Raw genomic sequence first — 25,066 nt, 5'->3', positions numbered from 1 at the left:
CTGGTGCCTCCTTCTTGTGGGCCGCCGGAGGTGCGGCTCGTTCCACGGTAGGACGAACGGTTGCGGTTCGTCACCGGTCACCGTGGAGACCGGCGGGGTCGACGAGCTCGACCGTCGCTCCCGTCACGGCGTCGAACAACGCCGCGGTGGCGGGGTCGTCCCGGTCGACGCCCCCCTCGTTCCCGGCGAGATTCGCCTCGAGAAATGCGCGGACCGGCGAGGCGTCGATGCTGCGTTCGCCGCGGCGGCATTCGTCGGAAACCGCGAACGTCATGAGGAACAGGTGCAGGACACGCTCACCGCCGGCCTGGATTGCCGGCTGGAAGTACGGAACCGGGATGATCTCGGCGCCGGCGGCCGCGTAGAACTTCAGGCGCCTCTCGGGGTCACCGAAGCCGATGTCGGTGTGGTGTCGCGGGTCCTCGACCTCCCCCAGGATCAACAGTGGATCGACGCGTCGCTGCCAGTCCGCGAGCACCGCCCGCAGGATCCTGCCTCCGATTCCGCCGCCCCGCCGCCCCGGCCGGATCGCCAGGTACGCGGTCAGCATGACCCGGCTTTGCGGAAACCATTGACCTACAGCGCCACCGAGGATCTCTCCGGCGTCGTCGAATGCCACGGAGGCAACGGTGTCACCACCGGGATCGTTCAGGTCGGCAAGGAACTCGGCGCGCGGGATCAGTTCGGAGTCGGCGAACGACGGCGCGAGCACCGAATCGTAGAACTCCTCGATCTTCGATGCCGGAAGATCTCCGGAGTCGCGGACGTCGAGTTCCACAGTCACTCCTTCGCCGGGTGCGCGGGTCCCCGGAGCGGAGCCTACCGGTGCGCTGACGCGCCTGTGTGCCCTAATGGCGCCCCCCACCGCCACAAAGGCACACCACCGAGGTGTTTCAACCGGTGCCGCGGTGGGTACGTGAGCCGAGCAGAAGCCCGGTAGCGCAGGAGGTTGCGATGAACGCCAACGTCGTCCAACTCGTGCTGCTGCTGTTGTTCGCGCTGGCGACGGTGGCCGTTCTGCAATGGCGGATGGCGCGGGCACGCAACGCGCATCGGCACCCCGGCACCACCGACACCGGTCCGCGTTTCCGGCCGACCGGTTAGGTCATCCGCGCGCGGTCGGCGATCCTCGCGTCGGCCCTACCGCTCGTGCGCGGTTTCGGTAGCGGGGGCTACCGAAACCGCGCACGAGGGCGAGGGGTCAGCTGAGGTGGTGCACCTCCTGCAGCCCGAACACCGGTGTCGGGATGCCCTCGTACCGGGCCTTGAGCTGCAGCGCGAGATACAGCGAGTAGTGGCGGGACTGGTGCAGGTTGCCGCCGTGGAACCACAGCCCCTCCTGCTGGGTCGGCTTCCACATGTTGCGCTGCTCGCCTTCCCACGGTCCCGGATCCTTGGTGGTGTCCGAGCCGAGACCCCAGCACTTGCCGACCTTGTCCGCGACGTCCTGACCGATCAGATCGGCGACCCAGCCGTTCATGGACCCGTAGCCGGTGGCGTAGACGACGAGGTCGGCTTCGAGTTCGGTGCCGTCCTCGAGGATCACGCTGTGTTCGGTCAGCTCCCGCACGTTGCCGTGGGCGAGTTTGATGTCGCCGTTCGCGACCAGTTCGGATGCACCGACGTCGATGTAGTAGCCCGATGCCCGGCGCAGGTACTTCATGAACAGGCCGGAGCCGTCGTCGCCCCAGTCGTGCCGGAACCCGGCCTTTTCGAGCCGGTCGTAGAAGTCGGCGTCGCGTTCCCGGATCTTGTCGTAGACGGGGATCTGGAACTCGTGCATGATCCGGTACGGCAGCGACGCGAACTTCAGGTCGGCCTTGTGGGTGGTCACCCCGGCGGCGAGGGCCCGCTCCGAGTAGAGGTCGCCGAGGCCGAGCTCCATGAGCGATTCGGACTTGACGATGTGCGTGGACGACCGCTGCACCATCGTCACGTCCGCCCCGACCTCCCACAGCGCACCGCAGATGTCGTGCGCGGAGTTGTTCGCGCCGATCACGACGGCTTTCTTGCCCGCGTAAGCGTCTGGTCCCGGATGCTGACTCGAATGGTGCTGTTCACCCTGGAACCGGTCCATGCCCGGGAACGACGGGATGTTGGGCTTGCCGGACATCCCGGTGGCGATCACGAGCTGCTTCGGACGCAGCACCAGCGGCTGCCCGTCGCGTTCGACGTGGACGGTCCACTCACCCGTCGCCTCGTCGTAGGACGCCGACGTGCACGTCGTCTTCGACCAGTAGGGCACCTCCATGACCCGGGTGTACATCTCGAGCCAGTCGCCGATCTTGTCCTTCGGCGCGAACACCGGCCAGTTGTCGGGGAACGGCAGGTACGGCAGGTGGTCGTACCAGACCGGGTCGTGCAGGCACAGCGACTTGTACCGGCCGCGCCACTGGTCGCCGGGCCGGTCGTGCTTGTCCAGCACCAGGGTGGGCACGCCGAGCTGCCGCATGCGGGCGCCGAGCGCGATCCCGCCCTGACCACCGCCGACGATCACGACGTACGGCTGGCGGGTGTACCCGAGTTCGCGTTCCTCAGCCTCGCGCTGCTCGGACCAGGTCACCCGGTTCCGGTCGGCACCGTGGGTGGTGCCGCGCGGGCGCCGCACGCCCTTGCCCTCCTCGTGTCCGGTCAGCTCCTGCAGGGTGGTGAGCAGCGTCCACGCGCCCTCCTCGACGAGGCGCAGGTGTCCTTCTCCGCGGCCGGTCGCAGTCTCGAACGCGATCCACGCGCTGACGACACCGTCCTCCTCGGTGGGTGGCTCGGTGGTGCGGAAGCCGCGTGGGTCGGTGTCGTCGAGCCGCTCGTGCAGCATGTTCGCGACACCGTCGCGGCCCTCGACCGTCTTGAGGTTCCAGGTGAAGGCGACCAGGTCGCGCCAGAAGCTGTCGGTGGCGAACATGCCCGCTGCGGCGTCGACGTCGCGGGAGGCGAGCGCGGCCTCGAAATCGTGCAGCCACTGGTCGACGCGTCGCTGCGGGTCGAGGCCCTGGTCGGTGGGCTGCTCGAGGATGTCGGTCATGGCGGATCCCCTTCCGGTCGTTGTTGTGATCCAGCACACAGCCGAGCACGGGGTTGCTGCAATCGTTGCATCACGTTGCACGGCGCGGACGCGCGCTTGTGGCGCAGACCACAACGCGGCGCCTATGCTCCGGGGGATACCCGGAGACCGGAGAGGAACCGTGAGCAGTTTCAGCGCGATCGCACCCGGCACCGATCTGCCGCGTCACGCACGCGACCTCGTCCGGATGCACGACGCGGTGATCGGCGGGGGCAAACCCGCGATGCGTCCCCGCGCGGTCGTCGCCCGCTCGTGGTCGCGGGTCTTTGAGACCGGACTCGACCCGTCCGGCGGCAACGTCCGCATCCCCTTTCCGGTCGAGGAGGTCGAACGCCGCCGCCGGCAGTCGCCGCTGTCCACCGTGATCGGCGACCTCACGCAGATCGTCGCGCCGGTGGCTGATGCGTCGCAGCTGCTTCTGGTGGTGACAGACGCCGACGGAGTGATCCTGTGGCGCAACGGTTCCGCGCGGATCCGGGCTCGCGCCGACGCTCTCGGGTTCCGTGAGGGATCCGTGTGGACCGAATCCGCCGTGGGCACCAACGCGATCGGAACGGCACTTGCCGAAGCCGCTCCGGTCCAACTGTTTTCGGGTGAGCACTTCGAGCAGAGCCAACATCCCTGGTACTGCACGGCGGCACCCGTCCACGACCCGATCAGCGGTGAGCTGCTCGGCATCGTCGACGTCAGCGGCCCGGCGCTGACGCTGCATCCGGCGATCAGCGCGCTGGTCGACACCGCGGTGCGGCTGGCCGAATCCCAGCTGTGGCGGCGGCACGAGCAACGCCTCGACCATCTGCGCACCCGTGCGGCGCCGGTGCTCGCGTCGGTCAGTGGACCGTTACTACTCGTCGACGACCACGGATGGGTCGCGCACGCCTCGGGAGTCGCGACCACCGGACGAGTCGCCGCCCCGCGGGGCGACCGGCCGATCACCGTCCCCGGCCTCGGGCTGTGCATGCCGGAGCAGCTCTCCCACGGGTGGCTGATCCGCCCTGCCGAGCGGACGTCGAGAATCTCGATGACACTTCGTCTTTCGTCGACTCCCTCGGTGGAGGTGACCGGCGCGGACTCCTCGTGGCACAGTTCCGTGACGGTGCGGCACGCCGAGATCCTGCTACTGCTGCACCGCCACGGCCCCGCGGGCATGACGGTCACCGATCTCGGTCACGCATTGTTCGGCGACGCCGATCATGCCGTCGCGGTGCGCGCGGAGGTGTCGCGGTTGCGCCGCGCGCTCGGCACCGTGGTGGACAGCCGGCCCTACCGGCTGACGGAGTCCGTCGATCTCGTCGTCGAAACGCCCGGCGCGGAGCGCCTCTCCGAATGTGCGTTCGTGCGCCGGTCGACGAGCCCCGGGGTGCGGGCACTGGCCACGTGAATGTCCATTGCATCGGACCACGAGGACCCGACAAGAATGGGGTCTTTCCGAATGGCCGACCACATGGATAACGCCACCTTCGCGCCGGCGCTCAGCACGCCGGCCCCGATGTGCACCCGTGTCGATCACGAGGACCGATAGTGAGGGAATCGCGAGGTCCCTCTCTCTCGAAGTCGGCACTCGGCATTACACAGCCTGGATCGGCGCGATGGTCCTCCTCGTCGCAGAAATGATCTTGTCGAGCCACGCATCGTCCCCCAGCGCCCGGCGCAACGGCTCGTTGGGTAGCTCGATGCTCACAGGGAGTCCTTCAGGTAGCGCAGAACAGATTCCGCGCAAGTCGATCCCGCCTGTTCCGGGCACGAGCCGTTCTTCACGTGCCTGCCGGATCAGTTCAACGTCGGCTGTCGGAGCCGGCAGGGACCCGTCGCATATCTGCACATAGTGCAACCATTCCCGAGGAATCGCTGCGAGATCGTCGAGAGTCGTGCTCGACCGGTCCGTGTGCAGGGCGTCGACGAGCACACTACGTGCGGGTCCGTCGGCCTGTGAGACGATGTCGACTGCAGCTTTGGCGTCGGGAACCGCTGTCCAAGGCATGAATTCGAGACTTGCGACGATGCCGTATTCAGCGCACACCAGCGCCAGCCGCGCGTACGAGTCGGTCAACCGTGCACGGTCGGGGTCGTCGCCGCCGACCAGTACGGCCCGCGCCCCGAGCCGCGCGCCTGCCTCGAGCAGGGGCCGGTAGGCCGAAGTGTCGAAACCCTCTGCGATGCGGATGATCTCGACGTCGAAGACCTCGATTGGCGAGTCCGCGAGTCGGCGTACGAGAGCATCGAGTTCGGTGGGATTCTCGTGCAGTGGGTACGCGGTGGTACCGGGCGCGGCGGGCAGCAGCCGCAAACCGACGGTGTCGAAGCCGTGTCGTTCGGCGAGATCGACATGCTGCAGCGGCGGGATGTCCAGGACGGTGAGGGCGGCGAGTCCGAGCGGGGCGGTCATCGGGAGAATCCTGTGGTCGAGGCGAGTCGGCGTCCGGTGAGATAGCCGAAGGTCATGGCGGGGCCGAGGTTGATTCCGCCGGAGGGGTAGTGACCGCCCATCACGCTCGCCTGGTCCACCCCCACGGCGAAGAGACCGTCGATCGGCGCGTCGCCGGAGTCGAGCACGCGGGACTGCGCGTCGGTGACGAGCCCTGCGAACGTGCCGAAGCTGCCGGGGACCACCTTCACCGCGTAGAACGGGCACTTCTCGAGCGGCGCGAGCGATGGATTGGGCCACGGGTTGCCGACATCCCCCGACCGGACGTTGAACGGGGTCGATCCGCGGCCGAACTCGGGATCTGTCCCGGCCCGGGCGTTCTCGTTGAACACGGCGACGGTCTTGTCGAGTCCGTCCGGGTCGACACCGATCTTCGCGGCGAGTTCCCGGAGGGTGGCGGCGCGGGTGAGGTACCCGGACCGCAGGTACGGCCAGGTGGGGATCGGAAACGGCTTGGCCATCCCCAGCGGGTAGTACTTCATGTATCGCGCGTCGGCGATCAGCCATGAGCACACCTCGTCACCGTCCGGGACCTGCTCGATCATGGCGAGCGTGTAGTCGTGGTACCCGAGCGCCTCGTTGACGAACCGGCGGCCGTCGGCCAGCACACCGATGGCGCCCGGCTTGGCGCGGTCCATGATGTGCGGGAAGACACCCTGCTTGCCGTTGCGGTATCGGATCAGGGAGACGGGGCAGTACGCGACGGGCGACGCGAGCGTTCGGTCCAGGCGCCCACCGACCGATTCACCCAGCGAGATCCCGTCACCGGTGGTGGTCGGCGGGGTGAGGGTCCAGTGCTCGCGTCCGGTGGGTGTGCGCGGGAACAGTTCCCTGCGCCGATCGAGGTCGTGGGTGAATCCGCCGGTCGCGAGGACGACACCCCGACGGGCCGTGACGGTGTACTGCCCGCCGGGACCGGTAAGGCGGACTCCGGTCACCCGGCCGTCGTCGGTGGTGAGCGCGGTGGCCGCGGTGGACACCCGGAACTCGACCCCGGCGTCGAGCGCCGAGCGCAACAGGCGACCGACGAGCGCGGTGCCGTTGACCAGTTGCTGACCGCGACGCTTGGTGACGAGGTCGAACATGTGCGTGGTGACACGACGCGCGCAGTGCGCGAATGCCTTCGCCGAACGCGTCGAGTGCAGGAAGGCCTGCAGGTCGGGGCCGGCCATGATCCCCATGCCGAGGAACGAGGTCTCGTACAGCTGCCGACGCAGCAGCGCCGCGACGTCGGGGCCGAGTGTGCGCAGGCTCACCGGTTTCGGCGCGACGGAACGGTGCCCGGTGCCGGCACCGGGGGTGTCGCCGTGGATGTCGGCGATGCCGGCGCCGGGCACGAACTGCAGGGTCGTGCGCGTCTCGAAGAACTCGACCATCTCCGGGGCGCCGTCGAGCAGCGCGTCGACCTTGGCGGCGTCGAAGTTGTCGCGCAGCCGGTGTTCGAGATAGGTGCGCGGCAGGGCACGGTCCTCGTGGACGCCGTCGGCATGCGCGAACAGGTTGCGCGGTGTCCACATCCAGCCGCCGGACCATGCGGTGGCGCCGCCACACACGGCGGCCTTCTCCACCACCAGGACCGACGCGCCGCCGTGCGCGGCCGTGACGGCGGTGGACAGCCCGCCGGCGCCGGACCCGACGACCACTACGTCGAAGGTGTTCCCGTCGGTGGAAGGTTCGGGGGTCATCGGTTCTCCTCGGTTGTGGACACGAGTGCGGGGGCCGGCGCGACCGGCCGGCCGGTGCGGGCGGATTCGTAGACGGCTTCGATCACGGCGAGCGATGTGCGGGCGTCGCGGCCGGTGACGGCGGGTGGGCGGCCGGTGCGGACGGCCTCGGCGAAGTCCTGCACCTGCAGGGTGTGGAAGTCGGTGAGGCCGGCGTTGACGTCCTCGACGTCGAGGTTGGCGTGGGTGGCGCTGTCGTAGGGGGTGTTCAGCACGAGTTCGCCGGGCAGCGTCCACAATTCGTTCACGCCTTCGCGACCCTCGGGGAATTCCAGCACGCTCGCGACGGCTCCGGTCGCCCCGATGACGGTGACGCGGTTGCCGAGGTTGTGGTTGACGCCGGTGGTGGCGGTGATCGTGGCGGTGCCTCCGGACGCGAATGTGACCACCGCCGAGGCGGTGTCCTCGGTTTCGATGTGGTCGCCGTGGAAGCGGGTGCCGATGCTGCCGGCCACCGAGACGGGTTCGCCCATGAACCACTGCAGCATGTCGATCTGGTGCACGGCCTGCGTCATGAGCACGCCACCGCCGTCGGTGTCCCACCGACCCCGCCAGGTATCGGCCGAGTAGTAGCTCGACGGACGGTGCAGCAGCACCGACACCTCTCCGAGCACCGGGACGCCGAGCCGGCCGTCGTCGATCGCAGCCTTGATGCGCCGGGCAGCGGGCCAGAAGCGCCGTTGGAACAATACCCCGAACGTGATGCCGGCGCGGTCCGCGGCGGCGATCATGCGGTCCGCAGCGGCCACGTCCACCGCGATCGGCTTCTCGCACAGCACATGGATGCCGGCCGCGGCCGCGGCGACGACGATCTGCTCGTGCACGGGATGCGGGGTGCACACGGTGCAGGCGTCGAGGCCGAGCGCGAACAACCTCTCCACCGAGCCGACGGCGTGGGCGATGCCGTGCCGCCGCGCGAACGCGGTGGCCCGATCCGGGTCGGCGTCGGCGCAACCCACCACCTCGACGCCGGGACTCTGCTGCAGGGCCCGGGCATGGTTACCGGCGATACGTCCGCATCCGACGATGCCTGTACGCAGCGACATCAGAAGTGCTCCTCTCGTTCGACATCGCGTGCGGCGCTCTCGCCGCGATCGAGGTCGTCGAGCGCCGCGACGTCGGCGGGTTCGAGCCGCACGTGGGCTGCGGCGAGGTTCTCCGCCTGTCGCTGCGGGTTCGCTGAGCGGGCGATGGGAACCACGTCGTGCGCGCGGTGCCACGCGAGGATCACCTGGGCTGCCGTGATGCCGAGGCGGTCGGCGATCGCGGTGACGACCGGCGAGCGCAGCGTCTCACCCCGCCCGAGTGGGCTCCACGACTGGGTGAACACGCCGAGTTCGTTGTCGGCGCGGCGCACCGGAACCCGGGCGAGTGTCGGGTCCATTTGAATCTGATTGACCGCGGGCGCTTCACCGGTTTCGGAAACGACCCGGCGCAGGTGGTGTTCGAGGAAGTTGGACACGCCCGCGTACCGGACGAGACCCGCGTCGCGGCACTCGAGGATCCCTTCGAAGGCGGCAACATAGCGGTCGAGGCGCGGCAACGGCCAGTGGATGAGGAACAGGTCGAGGTAGTCGAGACCCAACCGCTCGAGGCTGCGTTCGACGGCGCCGCGGATGTCGCCCGAAACATGGTCACTGCCACGTAGTTTCGTGGTGACGAACAGCTCGTCACGGGCCACACCGCACGTGGTGAGGGCCGTACCGACGGCGTCCTCGTTGTCGTAGATCGTGGCGGTGTCGATCAGTCGGTAGCCGGCTTCGATGCCGGCGAGCACGGCGGCGGTCGCATCCGGCCCGACCAGCGGCCAGGTACCCAGGCCGACCGGTGGCAGTGCATCGCGCACGTCGGTGCCGTAGATCTTTGCGGCTGTGCCGATTTCGGGTTTCATGCGAGGGCCTCGACTCGGGTACGTGCGGATGCGGTGATACGGGCGGTGACGTCGGCGGCGGTGACGATGGCGGCGTGGATGGATCCGCCGTCACCGCTCGCGTCGCCCACACTGTGGACGCCGAGGCGCGGGGCGAGCCGGCGCAGCGCGGTGAGCAGGTCGGTGCGGGGTTCGATGCCCTGGGAAACGAGCAGCTCACCCGGGGCGGACACCGTGGATTCGGTGCCGTTCGTGGAGATCACCACGTGGTCCGCCTCGACGCGGGTGACGATCGACGACAGGTGGGCGGTGAAGTTCGCGGCCGCGGCCAGCCTCGGCAGCAGCACGATCTTGGCGCGCCGGCCGACATCGTGGGCGATGGTTTCCTGCGGGCCGATCATGACGACCTGCGTGCCCTTCTGCAGCAGGTCGTCGGCCACCGCCGCGGCTTCGCGGTCGGCACCGAAGATGGTGATCGACGCCGGTGCCGGATCTCCGGAGGCGAGATAGTCGCGCACATCCCGCACGCGACGGGTCTCCAGACCGGGCACGTCCAGCGCGGGACCGCGGCCGCCGGTCGCGAGGACGATCGCGTCGAAGTCCTCGGCGGCCAGGGTGTCCGCCTCGACGCGGACACCGGTGTGGCACGTTACGTCCAGATCGGCGAGCTCGGCGAGATACCAGTCGACGATGCGGCGGTACTCCGGGTACTCGTGCAGGGCCGAGGCCAGCGCGAAATCGCCTCCGAGCGTGTCACGTTCGTCGTAGAGATCCACGCGGTGTCCGGCGGTCGCGAGTTCCCGGGCCGCCGACAGGCCCGCGGGTCCACCTCCGATCACCGCAACCCGGACCGGGATGCCGGCGGCTTCGGTGGGCTGCTCGAGTTCACGACCCACCCACGGGTTGACCGAGCACGGTACGGGCCCGGCGGCCAGGCTGTCGATGCAGTAGTTGCAGGCGATGCACGGTCGGTACCGGCTGCCGGCGAGTGCACGGTTCGGGAACTCGGGGTCGGCGTGCAGGGTGCGGGCCATGCTCACGAAATCGGCCTGACCCGAGGCGATGATGTGTTCTGCGGCCTCGGGGGTGCTGATGCGGCCGGCGACGCCGACCGGGATGTCGAAATCGCGCGTGTACGGCGCGGCGTGGGGCGCCAGGAGGCCGCGAGGCCATTCGCCCGGCTGGATGATCCACTGGCCCGCTTCGTAATTGCCCGCCGACACGTCGAGGAAGTCGAGGCGGTGGGTGTCGATCGCGTCGATGCGCTCGCGGGTGGACCGCGCGTCGAGGCCGCCGTCGACGCCTTCGAATGCGGAGAAGCGCAGCCCCAGGGCCACCCCCGGAGCCATCGCCCGCACGGCGTCGATGACGCGGTTGACGAACAAGGTGGGCTCGGCCCACTTGTCGTTCCTCTTGTTGTAGGCGGGCGAGAGGAACTGGTGGATGAGATAGCCGTGTCCACCGTGCAGCGAAATCACGTCGACACCGGCCTTTTCGCACCGCGCCGCGGCTTCACCGAAGCATTCGATGATGTGCTCGATGTCGGCGTCGTCGAGTTGTTCGGGCATCTCGCCGCCCACCACCGTGCACGGGATCGGCGTCGGCGCGACGGGCACGAATCCGCTGACCGCGCCCTGTGCGGTGCGGCCGCCGTGGTTGAGTTCGACCCCGGCGAGTGCACCGTGGGCGTGCAGGGCGTCGGCCATCCGTGCGATGCCGGGGATGCGGTCGTCCTCGTCGACACCCATCTGCCGGATGCGTCCCTTGCCGTCGGCGCGCACGTAGCTGGCTTCGGTGAAAACCAGTGCCGCTCCCCCGGCGGCGCGGCGTTCGAGGTAGGCGATGTAGTCGTCGGTCATGGTGCCGTCGGGGGCGCAGTAGTTGCGTTCCATCGGTGCCGACACGAAGCGGTTGCGTAGCCGGACCGGCCCGAGGTCGAGGGGCCGGGCGAAGGCGGGGGTGGTCATCGCATCTCCTCGGTCGTCGGGGTTGCGGCCGAACCGGCCGAGGCGGCGGCGAGGTCTCGTTGTTCGATCAGGGCGCCGAGGTGGCGGCGCATACGGCCTGCGTCGGGGGTGACTCCGGTGAGCAGCGCGAACGTGTCGGCGGCCTGCGCCACGAGCATCTGCCCGCCGTCGAGCACCTCGCACCCGAGAGCTGTTGCAGCGGAGACGAGTTCGGTGCGCAGGGGCCGGTAGACGATGTCGACGACCCACTGGCCGGACCGCAGTGCGGCGGTGTCGAAGGGCGTTCCGGGGTGTCCGGTCATACCGATCGGCGTCGCGTTCACCACCCCATGGCACGTCTGCAGCGCCGTGGCGACGTCCGCGGCCGCGACCGGCGTGACCGACGCCGCCGGGAACGCCGCGGCGACCCGGATGCAGACATCTGCGGCGCGGGCCGGGTCGACGTCCGAGATGCTCAGTTCGTTCACGCCCGCTGCGCCGAGCGCGTATGCGACGGCGGAGCCGGCCCCGCCCGCCCCCACGAGGAGCACCGAGTCCAGCGCGGCACCGGGAAGTCCCCGCTGCAGGGCCGCAAGGAACCCGCTGTGGTCGGTGTTGTGTCCGATCAGCCGGCCGTCGCGGACGACGACGGTGTTGACGGCGCCGAGCAGCCGGGCGGTGTCGGACAGTTCGTCGAGGGCCGGGATGACGAGCTGCTTGCACGGGTGGGTGATGTTCAGCCCGGTGTAACCCTTGCGCACGGCGGCGCGGACGAACTCGGCGGTGTGCGCGACCGGCACGGTCCGCGTGTCGAGGTCGAGCAGGTCGTAACGGTAGCCGGTGAGCCCGAGTTCGGCGGCTTCGCGTTCGTGGAGTGCGGGTGAGAGCGATGAGGCGATACCGGCACCGACGAGTCCGATGCGGTGCGCAGCAGTGGTGGACACGATGTGCTCCTCCATGGGGTGTGCCTCGGTGCCCGGATCGAGCACCGAGGCGGATCGGTCGGTCAGGCGTCGGTGCGAACGAGGCTGTTTGCCGCGACCGCCGGTACCGGGCGCTTCGGTTCTCCGAGTTCCTCGGTGGGCGTGCGATACGTCTCGGGTCCGGTCAGTGCCGCGGCCGCGGCGAGCACCGCGAAGCCCATGCACATCGACGCGACCGGGACCCAGTTCGCGGCGTCGCCGGCCGACAGGATCTGGGCGACGGCCGGGGTGAAGCCCGCTACGAGCAGTCCGAGCATGAGGCTCACCGCCATGCCCGTGTAGCGGACCCTGGCCGGGAACTGCTCGGGGAAGTACGCGGGGTAGATGCCGTTGGGCATCGCGTAGAAGAAGCCGATGAGAACGATTCCGCTGGCGAACACCATTGCCGTGCTTCCGGTTCCGATCGCGTGGAAGAAGGCGAAGACCATGGCGCCCGAACCGAGGGCACCGAACACGAATACCGGCTTGCGGCCGATGCGGTCGGCGAGGATGCCGAAGAGCGGCTGGGTGAGTACGGCGACGAAGTTGGCAGCGGCGATCGCCCACAGGATCGTCGAGCGTTCCATGTCCTGGACGCCCACGGCGTAGGCGAGGGCGAAGACGTTGACGATGGTGTTGATCATCGCGAACGTGGCGCTGAGGGCGATACGGATCACCGCGCGCCAGTGGGAGCGGAACGTTTCCACGACCGGCAACGCCGCCGTGTCCCCGCTCTCCTGAATCTCCTCGAAGACTTCGGGTTCGTCGAGCTTGCGGCGCAACCACATTGCCACGACGGTGACGACGATGCTGAGCCAGAACGGTACCCGCCAGCCCCACGAGTAGAGGGCGTCGTCGGGCAGCGAGGCCACGGGGATGAAGACGAGGCTCGAGATGACGATGCCGAACATGATGCCGCTCATCGTGAACGAGGTGAAGAATGCCCGGCGACGCGCGGGGGCGTGTTCGAGGGTGAGCGACGACGACCCCGGTGATTCACCGCCGGCGGACAGGCCCTGGAGCAACCGGAGCAGCACCAGGATCACGGGTGCGGCCATGCCGATCTGGTCGTAGGTGGGCAGACAGCCGATGACGAAGGTCGAGATGCCCATCGTGAGCAGGCACGCCAGGAGGGCGTTTCGGCGGCCGAACTTGTCGCCCCAGTGTCCCCACAGCACCGCGCCGAGGGGGCGGGCGACGTAGGCGACGCCGAGGGTGCTGATCGACAGCAGGGTTGCGGTCGCGCCGCCGCCGGGGAAGAAGATGTGCCCGAAGACCAGGGCCGCGGCGGAGCCGTAGATGAAGAAGTCGTAGTACTCGAGGGTGCTGCCCAGGAAGCCGGAGATGGCGGCCCTGCGGGCGTTGGCAGCGCGGTGCCCGTCGCGATCCGATGTGTGACTGTTCGTCATGGGTTTCCTTTCGTCCCAGAATCCGACGAACACGGAGGGCCGATCCGCTGAGACGGCCCTCACACTCGCCGGGACGAACCGAGACTGTCACGCAAGACTATGTGGCGTCCAACACCGAAAAAGTCTTTGAAAAAGACCATTTGCATCTTAATCGGGGGTCGGGAGGATCTCCTCGGCAAGCCGGAGCGCGACCTCGAGCGCGGGCGACACCCGCTTGGGCGACCACCCGAGACCGTGCAGCATGTAGACCGGCTCGCCCGTCAGGGGCACGAACACCGTGCCCGGTGGGGCGATCGGCGCCATGCCCGAGGTCATGAGCGCGACGCCGACGCCGGTCGAGACGAGCAGCAGGATCATGTACGGATCGGTGATCTCCTGGACCACCCGCGGACGGAATCCGGCGTCGAGGCACGCCCGCATCGTGACCTCCTGCAGCGACGATCCCGCCGAGATCGGCGTGGTGATGAACCCGTCCTCGGCGAGATCGCGCAGCTCGATCGCGGTCTCGCCCGCCAGCGGGTGGTCGACCGGCAGCACCGCACCGAACGGCTCGCGCCGGATCAGCCGGGCACTGACACCCGCCGATTGCACGGGCATGCCGACGAACGCGAGATCCAGTGCGCCACTTTCCAGTTGCGCGACTGCATCGCGGGTCATGATGCGGCCGACCAGGGTGAGTTCGATGTCGGGATATCGCTGCCGCAGCGCCCGGGTCAGCGGCGGGAGCGACAGGTGGTTGAGCACACCCGTGAATCCGATCTTGATGCGCCCGTACACGCCTCCCGCGGACGCGCGGGTGGCCTGGCGTGCGGTCTCGACGCTCTCGAGAATGTGGTACGCGTGCGGCAGGAACGCATGACCACCCGCCGTGAGCGCCACACTGCGGGTGTTGCGTTCGAACAGCGGTACGCCGATGTCCTTCTCGAGCTTGCGCACGGTCTGGCTCAGCGGGGACTGCGCCATCTGCAACCGCGCGGCGGCCCGCCCGAAATGCAACTCTTCGGCGACGGCAACGAATGCCTGCACCCAACGGATCTCCACGGGACCCTCTCCTTCGGCGGGTTGACGGCCACGCCGCAGCCGTATATTCATCTTGAATACAGTGCGAACCTTATTGTTTCGATATCGCACATAGATTGAGACTACTCCCCACATACCCGATCCCCAGATACCCGAGGAGATATCCATGTCCACATACCCATCGGGCGCCATCGCCCTCGTCACGGGCGGCGCCGGCGGCATCGGCGCGGCGTGCGCAAAACGCCTGGCCGACGCAGGCGTTCGCGTCGTCACCGCCGACCTCGCGCCCGGCGCCGACGAGCACCTCGACGTCACCGATCCGGAGGCGGTCGACCGGTTACGGTCGCGCGTGGGCCGCGTCGACATCCTCGTCAACAGCGCCGGGATCGTCGGCCCGTCGGCGCTACTCGTCGACACCGACCTCGCCGGCTGGCACCGCACCTTCCGCGTCAACGTCGACGGCACGTTCCTGATGTGCCGCGCGTTCGTGCCCGGGATGATCGACGCCGGCTGGGGCCGCGTCGTGAACCTTGCAAGCATCGCAGCCAAGGACGGAAACCCCTACCAGAGCGCCTATTCGGCTTCGAAGGCCGCCGTGATCGCCCTGACCAAGTCACTGGGCAAGGAGGTCGCGACGTCCGGCGTGCTCGCCAACGCCGTCGCCCCCGCTGCGGTGGAGACCCCGATGAACGCCGACACCGATCCCGCGATCATCGCCCGATCGCAGAGCCTCACCCCGATGGGGCGGATGGGACGGCCCGAGGAGATCGCCGAACTGGTCGCGTGGTTGTCGTCGGAGGCGCTGAGTTTCTCCACCGGTGCCGTGTACGACGCCAGCGGCGGGCGCGCGTCGTACTGACCGGCCATCCCGAACCGACTCCGCCGTCGCCAGGGATCTCCGGCGTTCGCACATCCCACTGGCGAGCGGCGGGCCCCGCGCATCCGGGACCGCCGGCTACCGTCGCACGCATTAACTCGTCGAAGAACGTGATATCGGCCGGGCTACCCGCTGAAACCCTCACCCGCCGTCGAACGGTCGTGCTGCGTGAAGGTCATCGCGATATGCCGACCGCGGGCGACCTTGTTCAACATGGCCACCCGTTCGCGCGCGGCTGCCCCGCTTCTGTTCCTGCGCTCGCGGATGGGGTTGGACCAGGGAACGCTGTCGGCCAGCCTGGCGAGAGCTACGTTCAATCCGGTGAGATGCGCGAACCAGCGCACTCGGCGTTCGAAGTTGTATCCGAGCGGCTCGAAGTGCGTGCCCTCCACCATGGCTTCGATCTGCTTGTACCCGAACACCACTCCTGCCGGCGCGAGAGCGATGGTGGCGATGATCTGATCGGCGTACCGGGACACCCATTTCTTGACCACACCGGGAAGCGTGTCCGTCAGGGTCTCCACGTGTGCGGGACCGGCAATGGCATCGACGAGTTCAGCACGCCAGGGCGAAGGGTTACCGCCCCTTGCGAGAACATAATTCAGCGATTTGATGAGTTCCACACCGTTCGCGGAGTGGAGCAGTTCGGGAGCTCCCCACAAACGCGCGGAGTAGGAGGAATATTCGGCGAGATCCTCGAGTTGTTGCGCGGTCAACCTGCGCCCGAACGCGTGGTCGACGAGCCGTCCGAGCAACATGCCGCTGCCGAATCCGAGCAACGATGTCGCAGGAATCGGTTCTCCGAATTTGAGATAGACGTCGTCACCCCATTTTCTGCGTAGCCCCCGACTGGCCAGTGCGTGCATCAACCGCACGCGCACCACGTCCTGGAATGCCTCGGAACGGCGATCGAAAATTTCCGGCAGCCTGAACTCGGCAAATACCCGGGCTGTTTCGATGAAGCGGCGCGGACCGTCGTCCGCGAATCGTCCCGTGGCACCGGTGGCAGCGGAAATGTCACCGGTCATTGCTGTTTCGTACAGTGCCCACCCTTTGATGATCGACGTGGCACTCCAGGTAGCCGCCATCGCCAGCATCCGTCCCCGTTCGGCAGCGACGAGATCGAATTGAGCAGGCAGCTGATCGAGATGCTCGAAGAGCTCGACGAACTCGTGCGGGGGATTTTCGAGCGTTTCGATGCCCTGGGTGAGAGCCTGCTCGAACAGCGCGCGGCCCTGCTCGTGACCGAGTCGCTCGAACGCCTCGACCACGCCGATCATGTGCTCGTCGCGTTGCCAGAAATAGTCGTCACGCAGGCGCGTGAGGTCGTTGGGTTCGACTTCCCGGTCGATGTCTATCCAGTCGCCGAACATGATTTCGCGCATGTGACGCCACTGATCGGCGAAGTGGTCCCGACCGGGTGGGATGGGCCGTAACGGCCGATCGGGACGATCTCGCCGGTTGAAGTCGACATCTTCGAGGAGGATCTCTGAGCGCTCGTTGGTCGTAGTCATGAAAACCACCCCCACGTAGTACTTTCAGGCAGTGTCGCACACGGCATCACCATTTGAAAACAGGTGATGTCAGTTTCGTTGCGTGTTTCTTCCGATGCGATCTGCAGTGGTCGACGCGCTCACTTCCGGACGAGCCCCGTCACGGCCGGAACCGTCAGTGGGTGAAGCTGTCCCAGTCGACGGCAGCGTCGATCGGCTGCGTGTTGTTCTGCGTGGCCTCCCCGCTCTCGCGGGCCGCCCCGGCACGCAGACCGCAATACTCGTTGACCTTGCCGACGACGACGCGATAGCTCTCCAGGTCGCGGGACGAGATGCCGTGGGGTTCGAGCAGGGAGAGGACGGTTTCGCCGCGCGCGGCGTCGTCCTGGGCGGCGAAGTCGTCGCACGTCGCGCCCGTGGCCGTGCCACCGCAGCCCGCCACGATCGCACCGAGAACGACCACCGCGGGAACGAACCCCGCCGCCACCACACGACTTCTCACCGACAACCCCTCGCATCTCCTCGACGGCACGACAGGAGACGATCTTGCCCGACCGGGCCGAGTGGGCTGCGCCGGGATCCCGGATCGCCGCGCGGACCGGCAGTAGGGGTCAGAACAGCGTGAGTGCCGGATCCGCGGAACGGCGCTCGGAGACCGGCGACGGCACGTCCCGGTGTGCGGCTTCGGCGCCGGCGAGTCCGTAGCGCTCCACGAGCGGTACGACGCGAGCCTTGAGCCAGCGCTTGTACTCGGGCGTGACGTACGCGCTGCGGCCGTAGAGCTGCCGGTACCGCCGCACCAACGCGGGATGCTCGGCGGCGAGCCAGGACAGGAACCATCCGCGGGTGGCGCCGCGGAGGTGCATCGGGATCACGGTCGCGCCCGAGGCGCCGGCCTGTGCGATGGCGGCGAACAGCTCGTCGAGGTGCCGGGTCGAGTCGGTGAGATACGGGATGACCGGGGCCACCATCACATGACAGGACAGTCCGGCGTCGGTCACGGCGCGGATCAGATCGAGCCGGGCCTGAGGCGACGGGGTGCCCGGTTCGAGCTGGCGCTGCAGGTCGTGGTCGCCGACGGCCAGGGACACCGCGACCCCGACGTCGACCTGCCGGGCCGCGAGCGTGAGCAACGGCAGATCGCGCCGCAGCAGGGTGCCCTTGGTGAGGATCGAGAACGGGGTGCCGGACTCGGCGAGCGCACGTATGACGCCGGGCATCAAGCGATATCGGCCCTCCGCGCGCTGATACGGATCGGTGTTGGTGCCGAGCGCGACGTGTTCGCGCTTCCAGGATTTCCGGGACAGTTCCCGTCGCAGCACCGCCGCGACGTTGGTCTTCACGACGAGCTGGGTGTCGAAGTCGTGGCCGGGATCGAGGTCGAGATATTCGTGGGTGGGCCGGGCGAAACAGTAACGGCACGCGTGACTGCATCCACGGAAGGTGTTGACGGTGTAGCGGAACGGCAGATTCGACGCCTCCGGCGTCTTGTTGAGGGCGCTCTTGCACAGCACCTCGTGGAACGTGATGCCCTCGAAGTCCGGCGTCTGCACGCTGCGGACGAGTCCGGCCCGATCGAATCCGGGCAACGCGCCGTCGTCGGCGTCCAGTGTCTGTGCCGCCCACCTCATGCGCTCAGTCGAACACCTGTGCGACATTCTGTCAACCGGTCGTCGAAATTTCGTTCGACGACCCTCCACCTGACAGAATTCCGGCCATGACTCGTCAGAACATCTCGTCCGGTTCCGAATGGGAACCGAAGATCGGCTACTCCCGCGCGGTGCGCATCGGCAACCAGGTCGCGGTCTCCGGCACCACCTCCCCCGGCGCGACCCTCGAGGAACAGACCCGCGGCGCCCTGCGCACGATCGAGGCCGCGTTGGCCGAGGCCGGCGCGAAGCTGACCGACGTGATCCGCACCCGCATGTACCTGACCGACATGTCCCGGTGGGAGGAAGCGGCCGCCGCACACGGTGAGGTGTTCGGCGAGATCCGGCCCGCCAGCACGATTCTCGAGGTCAGCCGCCTCGTCGACGCCGATCTGCTCATCGAGATCGAAGCCGACGCGGTCGTCGAATAGCGTGGGATCGTGTGCCTTTCGGGCGTCCGGAGGGGCCCGAAAGGCACGCGAGCGCGCAGCCCCCGGCTCACGAGCGCACAGCGCCCCGGCTCGAGCTAGAGTGCTGCACACGAACTTCTGATCTGGGGGGATCATCATGGGGGATCATGCCGCCGTCGGCAATTCGGTCAGGGTTGCGCCCGACGGCGTCCGCGCCTTCGGAAACACGACACTCGAGGCCGCCGATCGGGTGGCACGCGCGGGCGCGGTGGATCTGCAGGAGAACGTCTCGGCGCTGAGCCCGGCGCTGGGGCTGATCGGCGGCGACTTCCTGGCGGCGTTCGCCGCCGCCCAGAGCGAGCACACCCGCGCGGTCGCGCAGTTGTCGCTCGTCTACGCCTCGAGCGGTGCCGCCGCGCACGCCACCGCGACGGGTTACGAAACCGTCGTGGCCGAGCAGGCCGCGGCGTTGGCGACCGCGGCCGCCGGCATCGTACCCGGGCCCGCGCGGTGACCGGGCAGGGCACACCCGCGGCGACCCCGACCGTCCTCGACGCGCTGCGGGCCTCCCCGATCGGACCGGTGCTCGACATGCCGCTGCCACCGGCGCCCGTCGTCCCCATCCCGCCGCCCGATCCCGGGACGAACCCGATCGTCGAACTGCTGCAGTCGATTCCGGTTCCGCAGCTGCCCGGGGTGGATCAGCTACTCGCACCCCTGACCGATCTCGGCGGCCTGTTCGGCACCGGCATCCTGGACGGGCTCGACCCGGCCGCGATCCTCCAGCAGTCGTCCCGGTTCCTCGACACCGCCGCCTCGATCGGACGCAGCGCAGTCGACCTGCTCCCCGATTCGTGGGAGGGTGCACCGGCCGACGCCGCGATCGAGCACGGCCGCCAGGCGCACACCAGCGCGGTCGCATTGAGCGAACGCGGCGACCGGATCGGTGAACTGACCCGCGCCGCGACCGCGACCGTCGAACGCGGGAACGTCGAATTGACCGGGATCGCCCAATCGTTCCTGGCCGTCGCGTCCGCCACCGCGCCGGTCGCGCTGACGCCGCCGGGTCAGGCACTGCTGGTCTCGGCCGCCGTCGAGCATCTGCAGGCGGCACTGGCCGTGGTGAGCCGCAGCCGCGGTGAACTGAGCGTGCACACCGCGGCGATGAACACCCTCACCGCCCCGATCCCGGTTCCGCCGCCGATCGCACCGGAGGGCCTGCCCGGCCCCGGGCAGGTGGCGGCGGTCGCGTCCGACGCGGTGAAGTCCCTCGCCTCCGAAGCTGCGTCCGCGGCCGGATCGATGTTCGGCGGATTCGGCGACGGGTCCGCCCCGACCCGGGCCGCGTCCCTGACGCCGACGATGCCGTCGGCCGGCGGCTCCATGTCCGCACCGTCGGGCTTCGGCGGCGCCGGGCTCACCGGGTCCGGTCTCGGAGCGGGAACCGGCGCGGTCCCCGCCTCATCGGTCCCCGGTGTGTTCCCGGGACCGGCGGCACCCGTGGGCTCGGGCACCGCCGGTCCGGTCCCCACCGCGGCCGGACGCCCCGGCATGTACGGCGGCGTCCCGTCGGCCGGTACCCACCGCGGAGACGACCGGACCGATCCCCGTGGCACACCGGGCTTCCTGGTGTCCGCCGCGAACTCGACCGAGGTGGTCGGGGAAATGCCGAAGGTCGTACCGGCGGTGATCGGGGGCATCGACGACCGGTAGGCACCGGATTACGCTGTGACCCGAGCGGGTATCTGAGGTAGATGGGTCGTGCGGGAATGGTTCGACAGCTGGGCGTCGAAGAGGAATTCCAGCTGATCGATGCGAAAACGCGCCGGCTCGTTCCCCGGGCCCCGGAACTGCTCGCCCGGCTCCCGCAGGACACCTACGTCGACGAACTGCAACGCTGCGTTGTCGAGGTCAACAGCGAGGTCCACCGGGAGCTGTCGAAACTCCGCGCGGATCTCGTCCTTCGTCGCTCGCAGCTGGTGGCGGCCGCCGCCGAACTGGGCCTGGGGGTCGCCGCGGCCGGTGCCGTCCCGCTCGCGGTCCCGGAGGAACTCCAGGTGAGCGAGACACCACGCTATCGCCGGATGCTCGCCGACTATCAACTGCTCGCGCGGGAGCAGCTGATCTGCGGCACCCAGGTTCACGTCGATGTTCCTGACCGGGACGAAGCGGTGCAGGTCGCGAACCGGATCGCCCCGCACCTGCCGGTCTTCCTGGCGCTCAGCGCGAGCTCACCGTTCTGGGCCGACGGCACCGACACCGGTTATGCGAGCGTGCGCAGCCTCGTGTGGATCCGGTGGCCGAGCACCGGGCCCGCGGCGCCGGTGTCGTCCGCCGCCGAGTACGACCGGCTGATCGCCGATCTCGTGTCGAGCGGGGTCATCACCGACCCGGGCATGGTGTACTTCGACCTGCGGCCGTCCGCGCATCAACCCACCCTCGAACTGCGGGTGTGCGACAGTTGCCCGTCGGTCGACACGATCACCCTGGTCGCCGGTCTGTTCCGCGCGCTCGTCGAACACGAGTGCACGGCACTGCGTGAGGGGGTACCTCCCATCCGGGCGAACCCCACCCTGATCCGCGCCGCGATGTGGCGGGCCGCCCGCTCCGGGCTCGAGGGCGACCTGGTGGACGTCGAGGCCGCGGTACCGCGACCGGCCGTGGAGATGATCGACCGGCTCACCTCGTTGCTGCGACCGGAACTCGAGCAGTTCGGCGACTGGGACACCGTCTCCGAACTGGCCGCGGCAGCCGCCCGCATCGGCAGTTCCGCGGCGCGGCAGCGACGGGTGCTGCGCCGGCGCGGCAAGCTCACCGACGTCGTGGACCTGCTGCTCGCCGAGACCGCCGGCCGGGTCCACGAGGTTCCGGAGGTCGCCGACCCCCACGGGACGCTGCTGCACGGGTACGCGCCGCTCCGCGCGGACGACGCCACCGACGGATACGACGAGGCCGTCGACGCGCGCGGCCGGCCGCGCCCGGAGTACGAACACGTGCTCACCACGCTGGCGCGGCTCGGAGCCGATACGCTGCGGACGGCGCAGGACGACATCGACCGCGAGCAGGGCCTCGACGGGGTGGTGTTCCGGGTCAGCGGCGAGGCCCGGGCACGGGTCTTCCCGATGGATGTGGTGCCCCGGATCATCACGGCCGACCAGTGGGAACACCTGGTTCCCGGGCTGGAACAGCGCGCGCAGGCACTCAACGCGTTCCTCGTCGACGTGTACGGGGACGCCGCGGTGATCCGGGACGGTGTGATGCCGGCGGAGGTGCTCGACCGTGCGCCCGGGTTCCGCCGGAGCGGCGCCGCGGCCCACCTGCACCGGGTGCGCGCACACATCTGCGGCATCGACCTGGTCCGGACCGATCCCGGCCGGTTCGTGGTGCTCGAGGACAATCTCCGGGTGCCGTCGGGCGTCGGCTACGCCCTGGCCCACCGCGCGATGACCCGCACCTTCCTCGGCGAACTCCTCGAGGGCTCCGATGTCCTCGATGTCGAGGACACCACGGACCTGATGGTGAAAACGCTGCTGGCCGCCGCTCCGCCCCGGGCCCGCGGCGACCGTGTGGCCGCCGTTGTGCTGAGCGCGGGCCCGCAGGATTCCGCGTGGTTCGAACACACCATGCTCGCGGAGCGCACGGGTCTGCCGCTCGCCCAGACGCAGGACCTGTCGGTCCGCGACGACGTCGTGTACGTCCATCGGGGGACGACGAAGTCGCGCGTCGATGTCCTCTACGCCCGTGTCGACGAGGACATGCTGCTGTCCTCCGCCGGCTACGACGGGCAGCCGCTGCGGCCGGGTCTGCTCGGCGCGCTGCGTGCGGGGACCGTGACCGTGGTCAACGCCCTCGGTAACGGGGTGGGCGACGACAAGGCCGTCTACACTTATGTGCCAGCGCTGATCGAGTACTACCTGGGTGAGCGGCCGTTGCTCGACCAGGTCCCGACGTGGGTGTGCGCCGAACGCGAGCAGCGCGACCACGTGCTGGACCGGCTCTCCGAGCTCGTGGTCAAGCCCATCGACGGATTCGGCGGCAACGGGATCACGATCGGCCCGGAGGCGACACCGGCCGAACTGGCGAGGCGCCGCCACGATCTGCTGAGGCAGCCGGAGCGATTCGTCGCGCAGGAGGTGGTGCCGTTGTCCACGCACCCGACGTTCGACGGCACCGGGTTCTATCCGCACCACGTCGACCTGCGTGTGTTCGTGCACGTGCGCGCCGACGGCGAGGGGGTCACCGCGCATGTCGCACCGGTGGCGCTGACCCGCGTGGCACCCGCCGGAAGCATGATCGTCAATTCTTCCCAGGGCGGCGGCGGCAAGGACACCTGGATCCTTCGGTCGGCGGGCGGGCCGCCTACCGGCCGGAGGGAGCGCTGACGTGTGCGGGGTGTGCGGCGAGATCCGGTTCGACGGCAAGCCCGCCGACACCGGTGCCGTGTCCCGGATGACCGCGTCGATGGCACCGCGCGGCCCCGACTCCGGCGGGATGTACGTGCAGGAGTCGATCGCCCTGGGACACCGTCGGCTGAGCATCATCGATCTGTCCCCGCGCGGCCGCCAGCCCATGATCGACAGCGACCTCGGGCTCGCGCTCGTGTTCAACGGGTGCATCTACAACTACCGGCAGTTGCGCGCCGAGCTGGAGGCGGCCGGCTACCGGTTCTTCTCCACCGCGGACAGCGAGGTGGTGCTCAAGGCATTCGATCGGTGGGGCACGGACTGTGTGCGCCGCTTCGCCGGGATGTTCGCGTTCGCGATCGCCGACACCGACACCGGGGTGGTCACCCTCGCGCGCGACCGGCTCGGGATCAAACCGCTGTATCTGGCCGAGTCCCCGGGCCGGCTGCGGTTCGCGTCGACGGTTCCGGCGCTGCTGCACGCCGGTGACGTCGACACCGACCTCGACCGGGTGGCGCTGCACCACTATCTGAGCTTCCATTCGGTGGTGCCGGCCCCGCGCACCATCTTCCGGGGTATCCGGAAGCTGCCTGCGGCGACCGTGCGGGTGATCCGCCCCGACGGCCGCAGTGACGACATCCGGTACTGGCAACCGGTGTTCGGACCGGACCCGGACCGCGCCTCGTGGACCGAACCCGATTGGCAGCACGCCCTGCTCGACGCCCTGCGCACCGCGGTGTCGCGACGGATGGTCGCCGACGTGCCCGTCGGGGTTCTGCTGTCCGGCGGCATCGACTCGAGCCTGGTGGTCGCGCTGCTCGCCGAGCAGGGCCAGCACGGCCTCGAGACATTCAGCATCGGATTCGATTCGGCTGCAGGAGAATCCGGGGACGAGTACGAGTACTCGGATCTGGTCGCCGAGACGTTCGGCACCGCCCACCACAAGATCCACATCGATTCCTCACGTCTGCTGCCGGCCGTGCCCGCGACGATCGCGGCGATGAGCGAGCCGATGGTCAGTCACGACTGTGTCGCGTTCTACCTGCTGTCGGAGGAGGTACGCCGATCGGTGAAGGTGGTCCAGTCGGGTCAGGGTGCCGACGAGATCCTCGCCGGATACGACTGGTATCCCCCGATGCTCGGCGTCGCGCGCGACCGGTCCGCCGAGACCTACGCCCGCGTGTTCGTCGACCGTTCCCACGACGACATCGGCGCGCTGCTGTGCCCCGACTACCATCTCGACCACGACGCGAGCAGCGAGTTCCTGGCCGCGCAGCATGCCGAACCCGGCGCTCACACCGCGGTCGATGCGGCGTTGCGTCTCGACACGACGGTCATGCTCGTCGAGGACCCGGTCAAACGGGTCGACACGATGACGATGGCGTGGGGCCTCGAGGCGCGGGTCCCGTTCCTCGATCACGAGTTCGTCGAACTCGCCGCGACCTGCCCGCCCGAACTCAAACTCGCGTCCGGCGGCAAGGGCGTCCTCAAGGACGCGAGCCGGGCGCTCCTGCCGAACCGGATCATCGACCGCACCAAGGGATACTTCCCGGTTCCGGGAATCCGGAATCTCGACGGGGAACTGCTGACCCTGGTGCGCGACGCCCTGCACAGCCGCGCCGCGCGCGAACGCGGCCTGTACCGGCCGCGCACGATCGACGCACTGCTGGCCGCACCGAACGACACCCGCACCACGCTCGGCGCGAACGCGCTCTGGCAGGTCGCGCTGCTCGAGTTGTGGTTGCAGTCGATGGACGAGCAGACCGGGACGAGAACCGCGCAGCCTGCGCGGGTGCAGAAGGAGTGAGCCGGGATGG

The 25,066-nt window shown here is 68.9% G+C and carries 21 protein-coding genes; 8 read left to right on the top strand and 13 right to left on the bottom strand.

All coding sequences use genetic code 11. From position 1 onward, the window contains the following. Positions 1-70: 70 nt before the first annotated feature. A complete protein-coding gene (locus ACWDUD_RS09810) occupies positions 71-778 on the bottom strand; it encodes a GNAT family N-acetyltransferase (RefSeq protein WP_450109186.1) in 708 nt (235 codons plus the stop codon). 176 nt (positions 779-954) lie between these two features. Between ACWDUD_RS09810 and ACWDUD_RS09805 the strand changes: the two genes are divergently transcribed. After that, positions 955-1,104, top strand: coding sequence for a hypothetical protein (locus ACWDUD_RS09805; RefSeq protein ID WP_450109185.1), 150 nt, complete (start codon positions 955-957; stop codon positions 1,102-1,104). A gap of 97 nt (positions 1,105-1,201) precedes the next feature. On the opposite strand, the gene ACWDUD_RS09800 is transcribed toward ACWDUD_RS09805, so the two are convergent. Next, entirely contained in the window at positions 1,202-3,022 is a 1,821-nt protein-coding gene (locus ACWDUD_RS09800) for an NAD(P)-binding domain-containing protein (protein ID WP_450109184.1), read from the bottom strand. A 160-nt stretch (positions 3,023-3,182) separates the two neighbouring features. Here ACWDUD_RS09800 and ACWDUD_RS09795 point away from each other — a divergent pair, with 160 nt between their 5' ends. After that, positions 3,183-4,442, top strand: a complete 1,260-nt coding sequence (locus tag ACWDUD_RS09795) for a GAF domain-containing protein (RefSeq protein WP_450109183.1) — start codon at positions 3,183-3,185, stop codon at positions 4,440-4,442. Positions 4,443-4,628: 186 nt separating this feature from the next. Here ACWDUD_RS09795 and ACWDUD_RS09790 read toward each other — a convergent pair whose 3' ends face one another. From ACWDUD_RS09790 to ACWDUD_RS09755, 8 genes are all read right to left on the bottom strand, one after another. After that, complete coding sequence (locus ACWDUD_RS09790; RefSeq protein WP_248675012.1) at positions 4,629-5,447, bottom strand: sugar phosphate isomerase/epimerase family protein; 819 nt, start codon at positions 5,445-5,447, stop codon at positions 4,629-4,631. Next, positions 5,444-7,171, bottom strand: coding sequence for an FAD-dependent oxidoreductase (locus ACWDUD_RS09785; RefSeq protein WP_450109182.1), 1,728 nt, complete (start codon positions 7,169-7,171; stop codon positions 5,444-5,446). Before ACWDUD_RS09785 ends, ACWDUD_RS09790 begins: the two co-directional genes overlap by 4 nt. Then, a complete protein-coding gene (locus tag ACWDUD_RS09780; RefSeq protein WP_248675014.1) occupies positions 7,168-8,256 on the bottom strand; it encodes a Gfo/Idh/MocA family protein in 1,089 nt (362 codons plus the stop codon). The genes ACWDUD_RS09785 and ACWDUD_RS09780 overlap by 4 nt, the downstream gene beginning before the upstream one ends. Continuing rightward, positions 8,256-9,101 (bottom strand): aldo/keto reductase, encoded by an 846-nt coding sequence (locus tag ACWDUD_RS09775; RefSeq protein WP_450109181.1) that lies wholly within the window; start codon positions 9,099-9,101, stop codon positions 8,256-8,258. The genes ACWDUD_RS09780 and ACWDUD_RS09775 overlap by 1 nt, the downstream gene beginning before the upstream one ends. After that, on the bottom strand, positions 9,098-11,047 hold the full coding sequence (locus tag ACWDUD_RS09770) for an FAD-dependent oxidoreductase (protein WP_248675016.1): 1,950 nt from the start codon (positions 11,045-11,047) through the stop codon (positions 9,098-9,100). The genes ACWDUD_RS09775 and ACWDUD_RS09770 overlap by 4 nt, the downstream gene beginning before the upstream one ends. After that, positions 11,044-11,985, bottom strand: a complete 942-nt coding sequence (locus ACWDUD_RS09765; protein WP_450109180.1) for a shikimate dehydrogenase — start codon at positions 11,983-11,985, stop codon at positions 11,044-11,046. Before ACWDUD_RS09765 ends, ACWDUD_RS09770 begins: the two co-directional genes overlap by 4 nt. Positions 11,986-12,032: 47 nt before the next feature. After that, positions 12,033-13,397: an MFS transporter gene (locus ACWDUD_RS09760; RefSeq protein WP_248675017.1), complete on the bottom strand. Its 1,365-nt coding sequence runs from the start codon at positions 13,395-13,397 to the stop codon at positions 12,033-12,035. Positions 13,398-13,544: 147 nt separating this feature from the next. After that, positions 13,545-14,438: a LysR substrate-binding domain-containing protein gene (locus ACWDUD_RS09755; protein WP_197250459.1), complete on the bottom strand. Its 894-nt coding sequence runs from the start codon at positions 14,436-14,438 to the stop codon at positions 13,545-13,547. A 145-nt stretch (positions 14,439-14,583) separates the two neighbouring features. On the opposite strand from ACWDUD_RS09755, the gene ACWDUD_RS09750 reads away from it, so the two are divergent. Next, positions 14,584-15,276 carry an SDR family NAD(P)-dependent oxidoreductase gene (locus ACWDUD_RS09750; RefSeq protein WP_197250460.1) on the top strand — a complete coding sequence of 231 codons (693 nt, stop codon included), beginning with the start codon at positions 14,584-14,586 and terminating at the stop codon, positions 15,274-15,276. Between the two features lie 143 nt (positions 15,277-15,419). Here the strand turns inward: ACWDUD_RS09750 and ACWDUD_RS09745 are convergent, their stop codons facing one another. The 3 genes from ACWDUD_RS09745 to ACWDUD_RS09735 all read right to left on the bottom strand — a co-directional run bounded on the left by ACWDUD_RS09745 (position 15,420) and on the right by ACWDUD_RS09735 (position 18,418). Further along, positions 15,420-16,808, bottom strand: a complete 1,389-nt coding sequence (locus ACWDUD_RS09745; RefSeq protein ID WP_248675026.1) for an oxygenase MpaB family protein — start codon at positions 16,806-16,808, stop codon at positions 15,420-15,422. A gap of 154 nt (positions 16,809-16,962) precedes the next feature. After that, on the bottom strand, positions 16,963-17,289 hold the full coding sequence (locus tag ACWDUD_RS09740) for a hypothetical protein (protein ID WP_248675018.1): 327 nt from the start codon (positions 17,287-17,289) through the stop codon (positions 16,963-16,965). 109 nt (positions 17,290-17,398) lie between these two features. Continuing rightward, complete coding sequence (locus ACWDUD_RS09735) at positions 17,399-18,418, bottom strand: Rv2578c family radical SAM protein (RefSeq protein ID WP_197250463.1); 1,020 nt, start codon at positions 18,416-18,418, stop codon at positions 17,399-17,401. An 86-nt stretch (positions 18,419-18,504) separates the two neighbouring features. On the opposite strand from ACWDUD_RS09735, the gene ACWDUD_RS09730 reads away from it, so the two are divergent. The 5 genes from ACWDUD_RS09730 to ACWDUD_RS09710 all read left to right on the top strand — a co-directional run bounded on the left by ACWDUD_RS09730 (position 18,505) and on the right by ACWDUD_RS09710 (position 25,056). After that, a complete protein-coding gene (locus tag ACWDUD_RS09730) occupies positions 18,505-18,867 on the top strand; it encodes a RidA family protein (protein WP_197250464.1) in 363 nt (120 codons plus the stop codon). 136 nt (positions 18,868-19,003) lie between these two features. Continuing rightward, positions 19,004-19,360, top strand: a complete 357-nt coding sequence (locus ACWDUD_RS09725) for a type VII secretion target (protein WP_450109179.1) — start codon at positions 19,004-19,006, stop codon at positions 19,358-19,360. After that, the gene (locus ACWDUD_RS09720) at positions 19,357-20,559 is read left to right on the top strand and encodes a hypothetical protein (protein ID WP_450109178.1); all 1,203 of its coding nucleotides are present in this window, start codon (positions 19,357-19,359) and stop codon (positions 20,557-20,559) included. The genes ACWDUD_RS09725 and ACWDUD_RS09720 overlap by 4 nt, the downstream gene beginning before the upstream one ends. 56 nt (positions 20,560-20,615) lie before the next feature. Then, complete coding sequence (locus ACWDUD_RS09715; RefSeq protein WP_450109177.1) at positions 20,616-23,228, top strand: glutamate--cysteine ligase; 2,613 nt, start codon at positions 20,616-20,618, stop codon at positions 23,226-23,228. A gap of 1 nt (position 23,229) precedes the next feature. Beyond that, a complete protein-coding gene (locus tag ACWDUD_RS09710) occupies positions 23,230-25,056 on the top strand; it encodes an N-acetylglutaminylglutamine amidotransferase (RefSeq protein WP_450109176.1) in 1,827 nt (608 codons plus the stop codon). Positions 25,057-25,066 lie beyond the last annotated feature (10 nt).

It is taken from the genome of Rhodococcus sp. NPDC003382, assembly GCF_053589135.1.
The sequence above is the reverse complement of the archived record's forward strand: the minus strand, read 5'-3'. Positions and strand labels throughout refer to the sequence as shown.

Coding starts and splice junctions, on each gene's coding strand:
- ACWDUD_RS09805 (WP_450109185.1), top strand. CDS start 955: ATGAACGCCAACGTCGTCCAACTCGTGCTGCTGCTGTTGTTCGCGCTG.
- ACWDUD_RS09800 (WP_450109184.1), bottom strand. CDS start 3,022: ATGACCGACATCCTCGAGCAGCCCACCGACCAGGGCCTCGACCCGCAG.
- ACWDUD_RS09790 (WP_248675012.1), bottom strand. CDS start 5,447: ATGACCGCCCCGCTCGGACTCGCCGCCCTCACCGTCCTGGACATCCCG.
- ACWDUD_RS09785 (WP_450109182.1), bottom strand. CDS start 7,171: ATGACCCCCGAACCTTCCACCGACGGGAACACCTTCGACGTAGTGGTC.
- ACWDUD_RS09780 (WP_248675014.1), bottom strand. CDS start 8,256: ATGTCGCTGCGTACAGGCATCGTCGGATGCGGACGTATCGCCGGTAAC.
- ACWDUD_RS09775 (WP_450109181.1), bottom strand. CDS start 9,101: ATGAAACCCGAAATCGGCACAGCCGCAAAGATCTACGGCACCGACGTG.
- ACWDUD_RS09770 (WP_248675016.1), bottom strand. CDS start 11,047: ATGACCACCCCCGCCTTCGCCCGGCCCCTCGACCTCGGGCCGGTCCGG.
- ACWDUD_RS09765 (WP_450109180.1), bottom strand. CDS start 11,985: ATGGAGGAGCACATCGTGTCCACCACTGCTGCGCACCGCATCGGACTC.
- ACWDUD_RS09760 (WP_248675017.1), bottom strand. CDS start 13,397: ATGACGAACAGTCACACATCGGATCGCGACGGGCACCGCGCTGCCAAC.
- ACWDUD_RS09750 (WP_197250460.1), top strand. CDS start 14,584: ATGTCCACATACCCATCGGGCGCCATCGCCCTCGTCACGGGCGGCGCC.
- ACWDUD_RS09745 (WP_248675026.1), bottom strand. CDS start 16,808: ATGACTACGACCAACGAGCGCTCAGAGATCCTCCTCGAAGATGTCGAC.
- ACWDUD_RS09735 (WP_197250463.1), bottom strand. CDS start 18,418: ATGAGGTGGGCGGCACAGACACTGGACGCCGACGACGGCGCGTTGCCC.
- ACWDUD_RS09730 (WP_197250464.1), top strand. CDS start 18,505: ATGACTCGTCAGAACATCTCGTCCGGTTCCGAATGGGAACCGAAGATC.
- ACWDUD_RS09725 (WP_450109179.1), top strand. CDS start 19,004: ATGGGGGATCATGCCGCCGTCGGCAATTCGGTCAGGGTTGCGCCCGAC.
- ACWDUD_RS09715 (WP_450109177.1), top strand. CDS start 20,616: ATGGTTCGACAGCTGGGCGTCGAAGAGGAATTCCAGCTGATCGATGCG.